Annotated in this window: 11 protein-coding genes; all 11 read left to right on the top strand. The window is 57.2% G+C overall.

Going from position 1 to position 14623, the window contains the following annotated elements:
* Positions 1-105 precede the first annotated feature (105 nt).
* Positions 106-1410, top strand: coding sequence for an adenylosuccinate synthase (locus tag B2310_RS06010; protein ID WP_290729540.1), 1305 nt, complete (start codon positions 106-108; stop codon positions 1408-1410).
* A gap of 30 nt (positions 1411-1440) precedes the next feature.
* A complete protein-coding gene (locus B2310_RS06005; protein ID WP_290729537.1) occupies positions 1441-2154 on the top strand; it encodes a Crp/Fnr family transcriptional regulator in 714 nt (237 codons plus the stop codon).
* Positions 2155-2243: 89 nt separating this feature from the next.
* A complete protein-coding gene (locus B2310_RS06000; RefSeq protein ID WP_290729535.1) occupies positions 2244-2996 on the top strand; it encodes a PASTA domain-containing protein in 753 nt (250 codons plus the stop codon).
* A 5-nt stretch (positions 2997-3001) separates the two neighbouring features.
* Entirely contained in the window at positions 3002-4951 is a 1950-nt protein-coding gene (locus tag B2310_RS05995; RefSeq protein WP_290729532.1) for a hypothetical protein, read from the top strand.
* Between the two features lie 5 nt (positions 4952-4956).
* Entirely contained in the window at positions 4957-5793 is an 837-nt protein-coding gene (locus B2310_RS05990) for a hypothetical protein (RefSeq protein WP_290729529.1), read from the top strand.
* A gap of 32 nt (positions 5794-5825) precedes the next feature.
* Positions 5826-9245, top strand: a complete 3420-nt coding sequence (locus tag B2310_RS05985; RefSeq protein ID WP_290729526.1) for an FG-GAP-like repeat-containing protein — start codon at positions 5826-5828, stop codon at positions 9243-9245.
* A gap of 19 nt (positions 9246-9264) precedes the next feature.
* Positions 9265-10185 (top strand): formylglycine-generating enzyme family protein, encoded by a 921-nt coding sequence (locus B2310_RS05980; RefSeq protein ID WP_290729523.1) that lies wholly within the window; start codon positions 9265-9267, stop codon positions 10183-10185.
* 19 nt (positions 10186-10204) lie between these two features.
* Positions 10205-10660, top strand: a complete 456-nt coding sequence (locus B2310_RS05975) for a copper resistance protein NlpE N-terminal domain-containing protein (protein WP_290729520.1) — start codon at positions 10205-10207, stop codon at positions 10658-10660.
* A gap of 1 nt (position 10661) precedes the next feature.
* Complete coding sequence (locus tag B2310_RS05970; RefSeq protein ID WP_173365617.1) at positions 10662-11432, top strand: LytR/AlgR family response regulator transcription factor; 771 nt, start codon at positions 10662-10664, stop codon at positions 11430-11432.
* A gap of 12 nt (positions 11433-11444) precedes the next feature.
* On the top strand, positions 11445-12827 hold the full coding sequence (gene lepB, locus B2310_RS05965; RefSeq protein ID WP_290729517.1) for a signal peptidase I: 1383 nt from the start codon (positions 11445-11447) through the stop codon (positions 12825-12827).
* Positions 12827-14623 (top strand): Ig-like domain-containing domain, encoded by a 1797-nt coding sequence (locus tag B2310_RS05960; RefSeq protein WP_290729515.1) that lies wholly within the window; start codon positions 12827-12829, stop codon positions 14621-14623. The genes lepB and B2310_RS05960 overlap by 1 nt, the downstream gene beginning before the upstream one ends.

Here is a 14623-nt window from a genome sequence, read left to right as displayed (position 1 = left end):
GGGCGCAGGGAAATCCCCCGCGTTGCAATTTCGCGTTTTAAACAAGCAATCGACCCGCGGGCTGCCCGCCAAGGCTTTGCTCCGGGTCACAAAAATGAAGGATATATGGCAAATCGTGTTGTTATCGGCTCCCAGTGGGGCGATGAAGGTAAGGCGAAGGTTGTTGATTTCTTGACGCTCGATGCGGACTACATCGTGCGCTTCCAGGGTGGCGCGAATGCGGGCCACACCGTCGAGGTGGGCGACCAGAAGTTCGTGTTCCACCTGATCCCCTCGGGCATCATGCATCAGGACAAGATTTGCGTCATCGGTAACGGTGTCGTGCTCGACCCCATCCAGACGCTCGCCGAGATTGCCGACCTCCACACGAAGGGCATCAACCCGGAAGGCCGCCTGTTCATTGCGAACAACGCCCACGTGGTGCTTCCGTACCACTCCACGCTCGACAAGGCGAAGGAGAAGAAGGCGGGCAAGGCGGCCATCGGCACGACGGGCCGCGGTATCGGCCCCTGCTACAGCGACAAGGTGAACCGTATCGGCGTCCGCGTGGGTGACCTCATGGATGAACGCGAACTGCGCCCCCGCGTCGAGGCGATGGCCAAGGTCCACAACGAAGAATTTACCGTGATGTACGACGTCCCGGCGATCGACCCCGAAGTGGTCATCAAGGACTACCTCGAACTCGGCCAGAAGATCAAGCCGTTCGTGACCGACGTGAGCGAGATGCTCTACAAGGCCGTGAAGGCAGGCAAGCGCCTCGTGTTCGAGGGCGCCCAGGGCACCATCCTCGACGTGGACCAGGGTACCTACCCGTTCGTGACCTCCAGCAATACGGTCGCGGGTTACGCGAGCTGCGGCGCGGGCGTCGGACCTACGGCCCTGGACGAAGTCTGGGGCGTGGTGAAGGCGTACACGACCCGCGTGGGTAACGGCCCCTTCCCGACGGAACTTTTGGATGAGACGGGTGACACGCTCCGCAAGATCGGTAACGAATATGGCGCCACCACGGGCCGCAACCGCCGTTGCGGCTGGTTCGACGCCCCGGTTGTCCGCAAGGCGGCCGTGGTGAACGGCCTTACGCACCTCGCCATCACCAAGCTCGACGTGCTCGACACCTTCGACACGGTCAAGATCTGCACCCACTACGAATGCGACGGCGAAAAGCTCGACTTTATCCCGAACCAGCTCTCGAAGGTGGGCCGCTGCACTCCGGTGTACGAGGAAATGCCCGGCTGGAAGTGCGATACGACCAAGTGCCGCAGTTACGACGAACTTCCGGAAAACGCAAAAAAATATTTGCAGAAATTGGCAGAACTTGTTGACGTGAAAATTGGTATGATTTCTATTGGCGCCAAGCGCGATCAAAGTATTGTAATCGATTCTGGCCTCGCAAAGGGGTTGGGGCTATAACGTGACTTAACTTAAGACAGGAGAATTAAGATGGTGGATGCTACTATTCTCGGATTGCTGAAAGGCGTAGAGCTTTTCTCAGAACTAAGTGAAGAGCAGATTGGGATGCTCGCCAACTTGGTGGTGTCTCAGAAGTTCAATCGCGACGAGACGGTGGTGCTCGAAGGCGACGACTCGGTGCAGGCCTTGTACCTCATCGCGTCGGGCTCGGTGCAGGTCTACATGACCGGCGTCGATGGGCGTGAGACGATCCTCAGCTTCTTGGAACGCGGTGATTTCTTCGGCGAAATGTCGCTCATCGACGGCGAACCGAGGTCTGCCTCGGTGCGCACCGTGACCGACGCGCAGTTGCTCATCATCCACCGTGAATCCTTCCTGCAGCTCATCCGCCAGTCCCCCGAGATTGCGATGGGCCTCCTGAGCGAACTCAGCAAGCGCCTCCGCAAGGCGAACCGCCAGATTGGGTCGCTCTCCACGATGTCTGTTAGCGGGCGCGTGGCCGGCACTCTCCTCAACCTCATGGAAGAACGCGGCGTCCGCATCCATACCGACAACGGCAACATGGTGACGGTCATCCACAACCGCCCGACCCAGCAGCAGCTGGCCGACATGTCGGGCACGACCCGCGAAACCGTGAGCCGCATCTGCTCGCTTTTGGTGAAGACGAACGCGATTGCCATGACCGGCAAGGACATCGTCATTTTCGACGAGAGCGCTTTGCAAGAGAAGGCGACCAAAGGGTAATGCTTAGTTGCTAGTGCCATTCCGGCGGCCGAGGGGAGGCCTGTCTGGCGTGGCGTTCCAGTTCTATTATGAGCAAACTAAAATCGATTTTGAATAAGCTAGTTTCCTGGATCAAGAAGTCTTCTATCGTGAAGGCGTTCTTGTTCTGGATTGTCTTGATTGTTGTTCTCGCTTTCTCGGTAGATAAGATTGTGTTGCCCGTATTTTCCGGACACTTCGCGAGTACCGGTGTGGTTCCCAATCTCGAAGGGCTCGATTCTGCCGCCGTTGAGAAGGCGCTCGATTCCGCCGGTTTCAAGTGCGAATGGCTGGAAGAGGGCCGCTATAGCGCCCAGGTGCCTGCGGGCATGGTGCTCGTGCAACTGCCGGCCGCCGGTCGGACTGCAAAACTCGGACGCACGGTGAAGCTCACGAAGAGTCTCGGTGTCCGCGAAGTGGAAATTCCCGACCTGCGAGGCAAGAGCCAGAAGCAGGCCGAAATCTCGCTTACCCGTGCCGGCCTCGTGCAGGGCGAAATCGTAAAGGGCGCGCATGCGAGCATTCCCCGCGGAGTTGTCATCCGTACCGAGCCCATGGCGGGCAACAAGGTCCGTATGGGCGACACCATCAAGGTGGTTATTTCGGCGGGGGCCACCACGGGGAAGGTCATGCTTCCTTCGTTCGAGGGCGAAATCATGGACGATGTCTATCCGAAACTTGAAAAACTCGGTTTCCAGGTCGGCAGGATTAAGCGCGTGAAGGGCGAAAACGGAGAGCGTCCGGGAACGGTCCTTGAAACGGCCCCGAAGGAAGGGGATTACCTGAAACCCGATTCGAAGATTGACTTTGTCATCGTTGATTAGCGCCTATGAAGTCCGTCGCCAAATTCCTTGTTGCAGTAATGTGCGCCGCCCTGGCGGCGTGCAGTTCTGCTCCTGCGAAGAAGGCTGAGGCTCTCCCGGCATCGCCGGCTCCGGCTGGAGAATCTTCCGTGGCCGCGGATTCCATGACCCAGAAACAGGACCTGGATCTGGCACATTTTGCCTTTATCAATGCATTGGATATGGACCGTCGCGGTTTGCGTGCCGAAGCGGATTCCTTGTGGTATGTGGCATCCCAGGCGGATCCGAAAAGCCGGTTCCTGGCCTTTGCCGTCGCCCAGCGTTTTTTCGATGCCGGAATGGATTCCGCCGCGGTTGCGATGGCGCAGCGTGCGAACCAGCTCCCTGGAAAGCACCTTGCGAGCCAGTACGAGTTCATGGCTAAAGTCTACGTGCGCGAAGGCATTGCCGATTCGGCGCGCAAATACTTTGTCCTCGCTTTGGATTCTTCGAAGAGCCAGGACATGACGCTCCTCTATGACTATAGCCTGTTCCTGGAAGCGGTGCAGGACAAGGAAGAACTGGTCCGCGTGTATGAAATTCTCTTGCCGCAGACCAACTACATAAAGTCGCTTTTGAATCGGCAGATGGGCCTTCTTGTGGAAACGGGGAAGGATTCCTTGGTGGTGGACCTCTTCTACAAGGCGTACGAGGCCACGGGCGAACGGGAATATCTGGCGAAGAGCATGCATGCCCTGGTGTTGCAGAAACGGTATGTGGAGGCGCGCGCAATTGCCGATACCATTACGGGTTCGACAGAGCATGATGCGATGATGATCGAACTTGCCCTCCTTACGTTTGTCAACGGCCCGCGCGAACCAGTGCTCGAGTTCCTCAAGAAGAAATATTACACCGATGGCGTGCGCGTGCCGGAGCTGGTGTATCACCTCGGGCTCAACGAGTATATGCTGCACGAGATTGACAGCGCGAAGGTGCACCTCGAGAGCGCACACCTGAAGCTCGTGAATGACAAGGAGGCGGGTGCGCAGGCGAGCAGGACCCTTTCGGCAATCGCTTTTGGCCGCGGGCAGAACAAGGAAGGTGTGCGTTATGCGGAACAGGCGGATTCCCTGCTGCAGGGCGAAGGAAAGGTGTTCCTTGCGCTTGCGCTCGGTACGGCGAAGGAATTCAACAAGGCGTATGCACTGCTAGATTCGATGCTCGGCGTGTGGAGCAACTGGCGCCCGATGGAAGCGGTCGTGGATTCCGCGCAACTGAACAAACTGATGGCTGCCGCGAAGGCGAAACACCGCAGGTTCCAGCGTGCCTATGCCGACGTGCTCATGATTCAGGCGCGCGACCTCGAAGGCAAGACCGTGTTCACGAATTTCTTCAAAGATTTCACTGCGGGCAAGCCGAAGGAATCCCTGAAGGATTCCCTGAACCGTGCCGCCGCACGCGAGGCGCGCACGAAGGCGGAACTTTTCTGGGAAAGTATTCTGGCCGAGGAACCCGACGATGTCGAGCTCCGCTTTACGATGGCTCGGAACCTCGAACGTCTCGGCCGCATAGACGAGATGCTTGCGATGTTCGAGGCTATCCTCAAGTCGCCTCAGCTGCAAAAGCTCGATTACCCCGAGGTGGCAAACTACTACGGCTACACGCTCATTAACCTGAATCGCAACAAGGCCGAAGTGGAATACGGCTATTCGCTCGTACTCAAGGCGCTCGACGCGATAAAGGGCGACAAGCCCGATGCGATTATAGATTCCAAGGCCTGGGGGCTCTACCGCTTGGGCCGCTTCCAGGAAGCGCTCGAAGTGATAATGCAGGTCAATCCCGAAAAGTTCAAGGACGATGAAGAGTACCTGGAACACCTGGGCGCGATACAGGCGGCCGCCGGCAAGAAGACCGAGGCGGCTGAAACCTACCGCAAGCTCCTGAAACTCAAGCCCAAGAACCCGGCTGCGCTTGAATTCTTGAAGGGCAAGAAGTAGTATTCATGCGTTTGTTTGTCTTAAATCGCACTGCTTTCGTGAATCGCATTGCGCTCGCCGTGCTTTGTGCCGTGACCGTGTGGCTTGCGGGGTGTGCGTCGTCGAAACCTGCGGTGGAACCGACTGCGGCGAAGTGCGTGGCCGGTGCAACAGATGCCGACGCGGCAAATGCTGGTGCGGCAAGTACGGCGTGCGCACCCGAAGCGCCGAAGCCTGATAGCCTCCGCGCGAAGATGGCGATTACCCTCGTGGACCAGAACGGCAAGGAACAGAACCTGGACGCGGTACTGTTCTCGGTACCCGGTAAGCGCTACCGCATGGAACTCACGGGCGCGATGGGGATTGGCGTTGCCTCGCTCCTGTGGCAGGAAGAAGGCTGGACGATGACCTTCCCGACGGAGAAACTCTACATGAAGGGCGCGGGCTACATGGTGGGGCTTTTCGGTGAACCCTCTATCCCGACGGTGAACATTCACCAGATTGCCGGTTTCTTTGACGGGCAATATGTACCCGCGGGTGCGAAACCGGTGTCGGAGCGGGATTCCGCGGGCCTGAAACTTGTAGAGGCGGATGACGCCATGGGAATTCGCCTGACGTATGCGGTGCGTGACGGGCAGGTGGAATGGATCTCGAAGAAGGGGAGTGGCGGCAAGCCCGAGGTGCTGAAATTCCTGGACTATAGGCCCTTCGAAGGCCGTACGCTGGCCGAAAGAATCGTGTTCGAGCGCGACGGTGCTAAATATCTTGAAATACGCCTGAAGAAGGTGACCCACGGGAAGGCCTTCAGCCTCGGAACCTGGCGGTTGAATGTCCCTAGAAGTTACAAGGCCGTCGGGGAATAATCCGTCGGGGACTATTTTTGTAAATTGTAATCATGAAGTTTAATGCGACCCTACTTGCATTGTTTTTGGGTGTATTCGGTCTTGTTCCGAAGTCTTTTGCTGTAGATACGCTTGAAGTATTTGCGCTGCGCATCCAGTTCCAGAAGGAAAACCCGGATAACTCGCTCACTACGGGCGACGGCACTTTCGATTCCGACAAGAAGAACAAGGATGCCTATAGTCTGGATCCTCCCGAAAACCGCGGCACGCCCTTGTATTGGCTCAAGCATTTTGAATTCGCCAACAATTATTTCAATGCGGTGAGCGGCGGGAACCTGGTCGTGAAGGCGCGCGTGTTCCCGGACCCATCCACGGGTTCTTCCGTCTATACGCTGGCCAAGCCGATTATCGACTACAACCGCACGAGCAAGAAGAAGGGCGAAAAGACGGCCGAATATGACGAGGCCCGCAGTCGCGACTACCTCACGTTCATTTACGACGCCATTGCCGCTGCCGCCGCAGATTCCTCGGAGGCGGGGCCGTTCCGCATTCCGGTTTCGAAGAATCCGAACGTGAAGCGCGCGTACATGATTATACACGCGGGCGCAAGCCGCCTTGTGGATGGCGGAAGCATGGGCACGAAGGGTGCGGACACTCCGGGCGACTTCATGGACATCTACATTGCCGGCGACGACTGGCAATACCTGCAGGCAGATTCCGCGAGGAGCAAGGCCGCAAAACCGGTAATCGGGCTTACGAGCGCCGGCGATACCGCGACGACGGGAATCCGCATTCCGGGCGGTGCTGTCGATACGCTCCGTTCGGTAATGGTGGTGAGCGAGACTGCCTCGCAGGATGGCCTCAACTGGGGCGTAAACGGAATCATCGTGAACCAGATTGCGCGCGAAATCGGGCTCCCGAACACCTACGACGTAGTGAAGGGAATCAGCCGCCTCGGTTATTACGACGTGATGGATTTTGCGGGCTACAATGCCGGCAACGGGTTCCTGCCTTCGCTGCCTGCCGCGTGGGAACGTGCCTACATGGGCTGGTCGCAGGTGAAGGAAGTGCGCCCGGTGGCAGGGAAACCCGTGACGGTGGATATCGCAGCCGCGGGTACGGGCAAGGGAACCGAGATTGTAAAGGTGCCGCTCAGCGCGAGCGAATACCTGCTGATTGAAAACCGCCAGCGCAGCTGGAACAAGGAAGGAACGGTCGACGTGGCAGTGGACAGGCTGACTCCGAATGCGGAGTCGAGCGTTCGTACGGTTCCCGTGGATAGCCTGAACCTCGTGTTCGAGGACAGCGTGTGCGTGAAGGGCAAGTGCAACGAGAACAAGAAGAAGGCGAAGGGCCTTATCGTTGGCCTGAGCAGCTACGATGCGGGACTTCCGGCGAGCGGCATCGTGGTGTGGCGCGTGAACGACTGGTACTTGCGCGAGACGTTGCCGTACGGCATTGCGAACTTCTGGGGCGGCGATACCCTGCGCGACCACCAGTTCGGGGTTGCGATGGTGGAGGCCGACGGCATGCTTTCCATCGGCAAGACGTTCAAGAACGCGCTCGGCGAGGACATGTACGATTACGGATCCGGTACGGACTTGCTGCCGCACAAGCGTGAAGCTGCCGAGGATTCCAAGCAGAAATTCAAGGCGGTCACGGAGATTGGCCCTACGGGCTATGCGAACACGATGACCTCCATGGGTGGCTATACCGGAATCAAGATTAAGGTGGATATTCCGAAGGATGCGCGCGAGGAAAAGACTGCGAACGCATTCATGGGCGACAGCGTAGTGAACTATGCGGCATTGAGCCTGCGCGTGACGATAAGTATTGACGACGGGAGTATCGAGGGCGGCAAGTTCCCGCGTGAGATTGGCCTGAATTCGGCGGTGCGCGGCGCGGTGTTCGTGGACGACCCCGAAAACGAAGGGCAAAAGATTATCGTGGTGGGTGCCGAGGACGGAACGCTGCAGGCGTTCAATGCGGTGGGCGATACGCTGTTCGTGGCCGATACGGCGATTGTGCAGAAGTCGCTGAGCCGCGACGGAGCGGAGCGCGAAGTGCCGCTGTACCGCATAGGCGCAAGCTACGGCCCGCTGGTGGGCATGGCGAGCGACGGCAAGGATGTTTACAGCCTGCATACCAAGAAACTCGTGAAGACGAGTTTTGCGGGCGGATTCCCGGTGCAGCAGGAAATTGACATCGATTCCGCGACGGCGGGGCCTCTGGTTTATGATGGAAAAATTATGGTTGCAGATAAAACGGAAGGAAGGAGCTTTGTGTGGACCTTTAGCGGGGCGTCGTTTGACGGGAAGTCCGCTCCTATACGTGAAATTCCTGCGCCCGTTGTCGATATGGCAAAGTGCTCAAGAACAGATGGTGCTTTCGCCTTTGCTTTTGTAACAGCCGGCAATTTTGTTTATGCGAAAGGACATGGAAAAAATCTGGGTGGCGCATCCGGTGAAAAGTGGAAAATTGCATGCACCGATTTGGACCGTGACGGGACAGACGATGTGATTGTGGTCGGTAGCCGCGGTACGGTGACTGCATACGGGCAGGGTAAAAATGAATTGAGAGCCCTCTGGACCAAGAGCTACAAGCGTGGCGCCAGCGGTACGAGCGGCCTCAAGGACGAGACTTCCGGCATTGCCATCGGCGACATAAACGGCGACGGTTATCCTGAAGTCGTATTCCTGGGCGATAACCTCGTGTATGCGCTCGACCGTTCGGGCCTCCCGATTGCGGGCTTCCCGGTGAAGATTTCCCGCGGCACCCCGGTTGCGGGATTCATGAGCGACCCGCTCCTTGTGGATGTGACGGGCGACGATATTCCCGAGATTCTTGTCCCGAGCAGCGACGGCCTCGTGTACGCCTATACGGGCAAGGGCACGGAAGTGAAGGACCAGTTCCCGCTTGCGGCCGGCAGCTTTGAATACCAGGATACGCTTGGGACAATCTACCCGATGAGCATATTCGTAGCGGACGCTGTTCCGGGCAAGAAGTCTGCGGGTCCCGAACTTTACGCACTGCATCGCAACAGCCTCTCCGCTTTCCGCCTGCGCAAGGCGAACGGGTCGGCCGCGGAATCGCCTGCGGCATGGACGCTCCCCGCGGGTGGCAACGAGCGCTCGGGTTACTTTGATGCAAGCAAACTTGGCGACGTGGAGAAGGCGGAAGAGAAGGACGAGATAAGCGAGTTCTTCGTATTCCCGAACCCGGTCCGCGGCGGCAATGCGAAGGCACGTTTCGAGATTGGCGCGCAGGCGAAAGATGCGACCCTCGAGTTCTACGACATTACTGGCCTGTGCGTGTTCAAGCAGAAGATGGATGAGCCTGCGCAGGGCCGTAACCAGTTCGAGAATCTCGACCTGAAGAACCTCGGTTCCGATGTCTATACGGCGCGGCTCAAGGTAAAATTCAAGAGCGGCAAGACGAAACAGAAGCTTTACCGCGTGGGCGTGATTAAGTAGTCTTTGGAGGCGGAAAACAATGAAGGTTGTGTATAAACTAGCACTCGCGGGTTTGTTTGCCGCTTTCCTTTCCGCCTGTACTGCCGGCGGCGATCCCGTCGATGTCAAGCCCATCGAGCATGACTCCGACTGGTATTCTTCTGTAAAACAGCCTTCTTCCAGCGATGGAAAATCATCTGCCGGGGATCCTTCCAGTAGTGAATCCGGGAATGGCGGGGAACGCGATTCTTCTATCTACAATCTTCTGCGTTGGGTTGAATTCCAGGGCGGGAAGGCGAAGGTCAATTCTGTCGAGTTCTCTTTCAGTGCGTATTCCGTTTCGGCGACGGAAGTGACGCAGGCGGCATATGCGGAGGCGATGGGCTACATGCCTGACCAGCCAAAGGATGCCCCCGAGAACCCCGTAGTGAATGTTTCCTGGTTCGATGCGGTACTCTTTTGCAATGAACTTTCCAAGAGCATGGGGCTCGATACGGCCTACGTCTATTCTTCCGTGGGCGCTGAGAATTACCTGCAGGATCTCGAAATCGATTACGGGGTAGAAGCATTTCGCCTTGCCACAGAAATCGAGTGGGAAATCGCTGCGCATGGCGGTACGAACACGATGTTCTACTGGGGTACGGACAAGGCGTCGGACTTCGTGTATTACGGACAAACTTCTGGCCCTACGAGGGTAGGGAGCTATCCGCCGAATCCTTACGGCCTGTTCGATATGGCGGGTAACGTCGCCGAATGGGTAAACGACTGGTACGGTACCTTCCCGACGAAGGCCATGGACAATTACACGGGTGCCACTTCGGGTACGGCCCGCGTGGTGCGCGGTGGCGGCTGGAGCGACCCCATCAAGGACTGCGCTCCGGACGTGCGTGCGAAAAAGGACCCGCTCTATACGGCTCCGACGCTTGGGTTCCGTGTGGTTTATTCCCGCGGACTGCTCTAATTTTGTTAGATTATAGCCCATGAAAAGGATTGTGCTTGCGACCCTTTGTATGGGTCTTTTTCTTGCCGGTTGCAATAAGGAAGAACCGGCTCCGTTGCCGGATTTGCCCAAGGTCGAGCTTCCGGAAACCATCGTGGGCTTCTATACCGGCCGCCTGCCGTGCGAAAACTGCAAGGTGCGCATGGTTCGCATGACGCTTGCCGAAGATAGCAGCGTGACGGTGATACAGAACATCATGACGGATTCCATGAAGACGGACACGCTTGCCGGCAGGTTCACCATCGATTCGGGAAAGGTGGCCGTGGCGCTGTCTGAAGGAACCCGTTGGAATTTCCAGGTGGAAAAGTCGGGATCGCTTTCGCTCTTGACGGGCGCGGGTACCGTCTACGAGGATGAAAATGGCGTGCGGGTCGATCTCATCAGGATACTCAACCTCCCGTCTCAGAAAAAAAACGGAACAGTAACGGAGAAGTAATATGCGTGCAAAAACTTTGATTGTAGATGATGAACCCTTGGCGCGTATGCGTATGCGTTCGCTCCTGGAAAAATATTCCGAGGATTTGGAAATATTGGACGAGGCCGGATCCGGTGCACAGGCGATATCGAAAATCCGCGAACTGATGCCCGATGTGGTGTTTCTGGATATCCAGATGCCTGACATGGACGCGTTCGAGGTCCTGAAAAAGATCGAGGACGACGACATGCCGCTGATTGTCTTCACGACGGCCTACGAAAATTTTGCGCTCCGTGCCTACGAGGAAAATACGGTGGATTACCTGCTTAAGCCGGTCGATCCCGAGCGTCTCGAAGCCACGATGGAAAAATTGCGCAAGCGGTTCTCTGCGGTCGCGGAAAATTCGCAGATGCCTGCGGATTTTTCGTGGGAGAAGTTCCGTTCGCTCATGGCGCAGGGAGACGCCTACCTGCAGCGCATCCAGGTGAAGATCGGCGATAGGATTTTGCTCGTGAACGTGGACGAGATTATCCGCTTCCACAGCGAGGAAAAGTACACGACGGTCTACACGCCCACGAACCAGTATATTATCGACACGCCGCTGGTGGATCTCGAAAAGAAACTCGACCCGCGCCAGTTCGTGCGTGTGCACCGTGCGCACCTCGTTGCCATCGACTACATCTCCGAAATCCGCAAGTCGGACATGGGCCGTCTGGTCGTGCAGCTGCGCGACAAGGACAGGACGCAGATCCTCGTGAGCAGGAATTTCGTGAAGAGTGTCCGCAACCTCTAAGAATGGAAAGATATGGAAGAGCCTCCTAAGAATTTTTCGATAAAGAAATTCCTGAAATCGTTCCTGCGCGAAATCATCGTTCCCATCGTGCTTGCGCTCGTGGTTATCCAGTACGTTATCCAGGCGTTCCAGATCCCGAGCGGCTCGATGGAAGATACGCTCCATACGGGCGACTTTTTGCTGGGCCTCAAGTTTACGTACGGTTCGCCGATTCCTTTTACGAACCGGCATTTTCCGGGCTATGCCGAACCCAAACCCGGCGACGTGGTGATTTTCCGCTATCCCGGCGAACCGGAGTATCCCGACAACAATCCCGCGCGATACACGCACCTGTTCAACGCGCTCATGTTCGGCAACTATTACTGGGATCACGAGCCGGAGAAGGGGAAACCTCACCTGGTGCACTATGCGGACGGTCCGAAGGACTACATCAAGCGCTGTGTAGCCGTGAGCGGCGATACTGTGGCTGTCCATCAGGGGCGCCTTTCGATCAATGGCAAGGAACAGACGGAACTCCCGGGACGCGGCAAGCTCACGATGTCGTTTAGGAGCCATTCTCCGCGCGACGAACGAGAAAGCTTCGTGATTCCTTCCGTGGGCGATACCTTGTTCGTGGATTCGCTGTCGCTCGAAAAATTGTGGTGGCTCCGTTCCATCGTGCTGCAGGAAAATCCGGACAGCCGTGTGAATCTGGAACTTGCGCTGTGGAAAGATGGCGTAGAGGCGAACAACTACATTTTCGAGGATTTCAATCTGCCCGTGGAAACGGATCGCGGGATGCTCCTGCAGGCGCTTTCCGGACTCAGGTCCAAGACGGACAGCAGGCCGGTCTGGGGCGATACGGTGACGGGGTCTGTGAATTTTGAGTTCTTCCGCAGGAACGCAGGGATCGGTTTTATCCCCGTCCCGATTCCGCCGGAAGCGCAGGGCTCGATGTCGCGCCTTGTCAGCTATGTCGGCTTCGAGGGTTCACTGTTGCGTGATTTGGAAGGCAACGTGGCGATGCTCAATGCGCCTGCCGTTACCGTGGATTCCACGGTGGCCGACAGTGTCGCTTCCGATTCCGCTGCTGCAGAAAGCGCCTTCATGGAACCGTCTACGCAGCCGCGCTTCGAGATTCGCCGCCGCCTGCTGGTGGACGGAAAGCCGATCGACCGCTATGTTGTCCAGACGCCGCTCTTCTTCATGATGGGAGACAACCGCGACAACTCTGCGGATAGCCGTTACTGGGGATTCGTGACGCTCCGCAATATCCGTGCGAAGGCATTCGTAATCTACTTCTCCTTCGAGAACGATGACCAGGCGTTCAGCCTGGGGAACCCCTTTACCTGGTGGCGCATCCCGTTCAGGATCCGCTGGTCACGCATCGGAAAGATTATTTCGCTGATAGACTGATGAAGTTTGGCCGTTCCGCATACGTTTCCGCCTTTGTCTCGTTGCTTGCCTGCATCGGGCTATGGGCGTGCGCAACCCAGGTGGCGCCATCGGGAGGCCCTGCGGACAAGTTGCCTCCGCGGGTGGCTGCGGTCTACCCGGCCCTGAATACGACGAACCATCCCGAGGAACTCTATGTGAAACTCGAGTTCGACGAGTGGATTAACGCCTCGATTCCGCGCAGTGCCGTGTCCATTTCGCCCCCCATCGAAAAGAAGATGAAGTTCGAGGTCAGCGGGAAGACGCTGGAGCTTACGTCCAGGGCGGTTCTCGACACGGGAACGACCTATACGGTCACCTTCGCGGGCGGCATCAAGGACTTGCACGGCAACGCCCTTGCGCAACCGTTCCAGATAGTGTTCTCGACGGGCGACCATATCGATTCGCTTTCGCTTGAAGGGCGCGTGCTGGTGAACGATTCCATGGCGAGGAAGAAGATGTTCCCGAGCATCGGCCTCTTTTTGATGGGAGAATCCCGCGAAGGGCACCGCTATCTCGAAAAGTACCGCGATACGGTGACGCATGCGCTTGATTCCCTCCCGATGCTCACGAAGGAACCCCCGCTGTTCCTTACGCGTGCGGACAGCGCGGGCAACTTCAAGCTCACGGGGCTCAAGCCCGGACGCTACCGCGTTGTTGCCTTTGTGGATGTGAACGGGAACCAGAAAATTGAGCCTTCGATGGAACTTGCCGGTGTGTGGACGGACGACCTTGTGCTGACTCCCGAGACTGCGGATACGCTGTGGGTTCCCCTCGCGGACCAGGATTCCTCCAAGCTGGAACTCGTGTCGGTCTCACAGCCGTTTGCGAATGTCCTGGAAGCCTCGTTTTCCCGTCCGCTCTATTTCGATTCCGCATTCGCGGAACTTTCGAACTGCACGCTGACTTATCCCGACGGACGTTCCGTACACCCCTCGGCGGTTTACCTGGGGGCATCCTCCGAAAAGCCGCAGTTCTATTTCGATTCGGTTCCCGCCCCTGAACTTACATACAAGTTTGCATGCAAGGTGGCGAAGGATTCCCTTTTCCGCGAACTCGATTCCCTCCATGCGGAAGTGGAACTCGAATGGGTCGAGAAGCCCGCCGACACGCTTGCCCCATCGATTGCGAAGACGAAGCTGCTTTCGAAAACGAGGTCCGCGTTCCCGGGCGATACGCTTGTCGTCGCTTACAGCAAGCCGGTCGATTCGCTTTTGGAAACGTTCCATATCGTGATAAATAAGGATACGTCCGAAGTGAAAATGCAACGCATAGACCCGGTCCGCTACATGGCCGTTCCCAAGGAACCGTGGCCTACGGACGTGACGGTCGGCTTCTTGAAGGGCTACAAGGATACGACGCTTGCAAAAGCCGACAGCAACGGCGTGCGCGATACGGTAATCGAGACCAAGTATCAGCAGCTTCTTAAGTTCGAGACGGTATCCAAGCTGAAGCTTGCGAAACTCAAGGGGCGCATCCCGAACGGGAACACGGACGTGACAGTTCGACTGATTGCGACCGAAAACAAGAATCCCTACTATGTCCGTTGCAACCGCGATGGGACCTTTGCCTTTGAAAATCTTGTGGAAGGCAAGTATTTTATTGACTACTATTATGCCGAAAGTGGCAGGCTGACTCCCGACGGCGGGACTCTGGCGCCATTCCGGTATGGCTTGCCGTGGCGCGCCCCGAACGATACGGTGCATGTGGCCAATGGTGAAAACGATATCAACAAGCTGTTGCCGAATTTGCCGGTGCTTCCGGAAAGAAAGAGGTAA

This window comes from Fibrobacter sp. UBA3629 (genome assembly GCF_002374005.1).
Taxonomy (GTDB): Bacteria; Fibrobacterota; Fibrobacteria; order Fibrobacterales; family Fibrobacteraceae; genus Fibrobacter.
This window is presented reverse-complemented; position numbering and strand designations above follow the sequence as displayed.